Annotated in this window: 3 protein-coding genes; 1 reads left to right on the forward strand and 2 read right to left on the reverse strand. The window is 73.1% G+C overall.

Going from position 1 to position 2,846, the window contains the following annotated elements:
• Positions 1-75: 75 nt before the first annotated feature.
• Both chrA and ABDW35_RS35085 read right to left on the reverse strand, forming a co-directional pair.
• Positions 76-1,476, reverse strand: a complete 1,401-nt coding sequence (chrA, locus tag ABDW35_RS35080; RefSeq protein ID WP_343718469.1) for a chromate efflux transporter — start codon at positions 1,474-1,476, stop codon at positions 76-78.
• A gap of 7 nt (positions 1,477-1,483) precedes the next feature.
• Positions 1,484-2,302 carry a chromate resistance protein ChrB domain-containing protein gene (locus ABDW35_RS35085; RefSeq protein WP_343718470.1) on the reverse strand — a complete coding sequence of 273 codons (819 nt, stop codon included), beginning with the start codon at positions 2,300-2,302 and terminating at the stop codon, positions 1,484-1,486.
• Between the two features lie 238 nt (positions 2,303-2,540).
• Here ABDW35_RS35085 and ABDW35_RS35090 point away from each other — a divergent pair.
• Positions 2,541-2,846, forward strand: a 306-nt coding sequence (locus ABDW35_RS35090; RefSeq protein WP_343718471.1) for a hypothetical protein, incomplete at its 3' end; no start/stop codon positions are given.

The following is a 2,846-nucleotide window of genomic DNA, read 5'->3' on the forward strand; positions in this document are numbered from 1 at the left end:
CGAGCTGGGGCCATGTCGACCCGACCCTGCCGGCCAGCCCGGGCCAGCCGGGGCCGGTGGCGGGGTAGCGCCCCCTCACCCCGGCAGCTGGCCGAGCAGCACCCCCGCCAGCGCGCACCCGGCCAGGGTCGGGATCATCCCGACCCGGAACCGCAGCATCGCCACCATCGCGGCGGCCGCGAGCATGGCCGCCCGCCAGTCGATGCTGCCCGCCACCGGCAGGTCGGGGCCGATGCCGCCGAACAGGTCGAGCGTCCGCACCTCGCGGAACACGACATGCAGCGCGAACCACAGCGCCAGGTTCAGCACCACCCCGACCACCGCGGCGGTGATCGCCGACAGCGCCGCCGAGATCGCCCGGTTGCCGCGCAGCGCCTCGATATAGGGCGCGCCGAGGAAGATCCACAGGAAGCAGGGCGCGAAGGTGACCCAGAGGGTCAGCAGCGCCCCGAGGCCCCCTGCCAGCACCGGGTCGAGGCTGCCCGGCGCGCGATGAGCAGCCAGGAAGCCGACGAATTGCAGCACCAGGATCAGTGGCCCGGGCGTGGTCTCGGCCAGGCCGAGCCCGTCGACCATCTCGCCGGGCGCGAGCCAGCCGAAGCCGCCGACCGCCGCCTGGGCGACATAGGCCAGCACCGCATAGGCGCCGCCGAAGGTGACGACGGCCATCAGGCTGAAGAAGCCGCCGATCTGCGTCCAGATCGCGGACGGCCCGGCCACGAGCCACAGCAGCAGCACCGGCCCGAGCCAGACCGGCAGCCACAGCGCCAGGACGCGGACGGCGCGGCGCCACGACGGGTCAGCATGGGCCAGGTCGCCGCGCTCGAACATCCGGTCGACCACGCCGCCGGCATCGGGCGCGGCGCCCCCGGCGGCGTGCCCGGCGGGGGCGAACAGCCCGGGCGCCCGGCGGCTACCGGCCCAGCCGCAGAGCCCGGCGGCGAGGACGATCAGCGGAAACGGGATTCGGAACACGGCGAGGCCGATGAAGGCCGCGGCGGCGACCGCCACCATCGCCCGGTTCCGCAGCGCCCGCCGGCCGATCCGCAGCACCGCCTCCACCACCACGGCCAGGACGGCCGCCTTCACGCCGAAGAACACGGCGTCGACCAGCGCAACCTGGCGATAGAGGGCGTAGAGGATGCTGAGGCCCAGCATGACGGCCGCGCCCGGCAGGATGAACAGGATCCCCGCGACCAGGCCGCCGGCGGTGCGATGCAGCAGCCAGCCGATATAGATCGCCAGCTGCTGCGCCTCCGGCCCAGGCAGCAGCATGCAGTAGCTGAGCGCGTGCAGGAATCTCTGCTCGCCGATCCAGCGGCGCTGCTCGACCAGCTCCTTGTGCATCAGCGCGATCTGGCCGGCCGGGCCGCCGAAGCTGAGCAGCCCGATCTTCGCCCACACCCTGGCCGCCTCGGCAAAGGTCGGGGTGGCCGGCGCGGCCGGCACATCCGCGGCGTCTGTCACGATCGACATCGCGCCCTCACACCGGCTTCGGGCCGGACGGCCAGTTATGCGTCTCTTCGGTCGCGTCGCGACACCAGCGGTAGAAGGCGTCGTAGAGCGCCAGCCCCGCCGCGAGCTGGTCGAGATCGTCGCGATGCATGCGCGACAGGCCCAGCGATGCGGCCAGCAGCCCGGCCGATTGCGGCGCGAGGTCGAGCCGCGCCGTGTCCGCCCCGCGCACGATCGTCGCCAGCCGGTCGAGCGGCCCGGAGGCCAGCCCGAATTCCTTGATCATCGTGTCGAAGGTGCAGCGCTCGCCGCGATGGCTCCAGAACACGCCGTCGATGTCGAACGGCGTGGCGCCGAAGCGGTCGGCGACCGCCGGCACCTCGGCGGCGGCGACGAACAGGAACACGGCGGCAGGGTCGACGAAGCGGCGGAGCAGCCAGGGGCAGGCGATGCGGTCGACCTTGGGCCGGGCGCGGGTGACCCAGACGGTCCGGCCGGACGGGTCCCGTGGCGGCAGCCGGCCGGTGTCGACCAGCAGCCCGCCGGCGTCCCGCCAGGCCTCGAATCCGCCCTCCAGCGTCTCGGCCCGGATGCCCTCATGCAGCAGCCAGGCCGTGACGCCCTGGCTCAGCTTCAGCCCCTTCTGGCAGACCACGACGACATGGCGGCCGGCGAAGTCCCGCGCCCAGGCCGGGACCGACCGGAAATCGCGGCGCTGCGTCGCCGGCAGCAGGCGCGGATCGGCCTCGTAATCGTCCGGCGTGCGGACATCGACGATCGTCGGCGCGCCGGGCAGGCCGATCAGACGGGACAGTTGCGGAACGGTGATCTCTGTATTCGACGGCATGACGTCCATCCCCTCGACAGGGAGCGTGGACGCGAACTTTGGGCTGCCGCCTCACGGGGACGTCGCGAATGACCCCTTGTCCCGACTATACGCGCGCTGCCGCGGCACCGGCAAGCGGGGGCAGTGCATGGGGCCGTGGATCCCCGCAGCCGGGTCACGCCGGCTCGCCCGCGATCGTGCCATGGGGGCGGATGCGATTTTTCTTGCAAAAATGTTCTCTTTTTGTTCTAATACAGGAATGGTCGATGGTGCCGTCAATGCCGGGACTCCCGCCGCCGCTTCGCCGGCCACGGGACCGGCCGGCCGCTACGCCGAGGTGCTGGCGGAGCTGACCGAGATGGCCCTGGAGCTCGCCCGCGCCTTCCAGGGCACGGCCCTCGCCGCCGTCCGGGCCGGCGACCTCGACCGCGCCGCCGCCGCCGAGGCCGGCTTCAACCGCACCGCGCTCGGCATCCGCCGCGCCGTCGCGCTCGACGCCAGGCTGCGGCAGCAGCGGGAGGAGGCGAAGCACAAGGCCGAGACCCGCCGGCAGCAGCGGCAGGAA

Source organism: Inquilinus sp. (assembly GCF_039594555.1).
In the GTDB taxonomy this organism is placed as follows: domain Bacteria; phylum Pseudomonadota; class Alphaproteobacteria; order DSM-16000; family Inquilinaceae; genus Inquilinus.

Bases quoted from the DNA above. Each gene is read 5' to 3' on its own strand.
- chrA (WP_343718469.1), bottom strand. From the start codon at position 1,476: ATGTCGATCGTGACAGACGCCGCGGATGTGCCGGCCGCGCCGGCCACC.
- ABDW35_RS35085 (WP_343718470.1), bottom strand. From the start codon at position 2,302: ATGCCGTCGAATACAGAGATCACCGTTCCGCAACTGTCCCGTCTGATC.